At 39.0% G+C, this 346-nt stretch carries 1 protein-coding gene; it reads left to right on the top strand.

The genetic code is table 11. The features are described from left to right. Positions 1-237 (top strand): hypothetical protein (locus CD152_RS11965; RefSeq protein ID WP_205757043.1); only part of this gene is annotated, 237 nt, incomplete at its 5' end. Positions 238-346: the final 109 nt, after the last annotated feature.

The following is a 346-nucleotide window of genomic DNA, read 5'->3' as shown; positions in this document are numbered from 1 at the left end:
GATGAAGAAATTCTGTCTCTATACAAAACAATGCTGAAAGAAACCATCGGTAACAACATCTATAGCACTGAAGATCACATTGAAATTATGAATTATGCGATACAATCACTTGTTAAGGCAAAGAAAAGAATTTATCACGGACAGAAAGCTGAGATAAAGAGTGACAGAGCGTACTACATTGGGATTCTTCGAGAATATATCGCACAACAGTTCTATGTTTATCATGCTGTCATCTAGTTATGGAGTGACGGATTGATATTCGAGATCATGTCGTTTCTGTAGCTTCTCGACACGTTCCAGGAAAAACTGCTCCGTTCGTGGCGTCTGGATCTGTTGCTGAATCTGA

The sequence above is a fragment of the Macrococcoides caseolyticum genome (genome assembly GCF_002902665.1).
GTDB classification, from domain to species: Bacteria; Bacillota; Bacilli; order Staphylococcales; family Staphylococcaceae; genus Macrococcoides; species Macrococcoides caseolyticum.
This window is presented reverse-complemented; position numbering and strand designations above follow the sequence as displayed.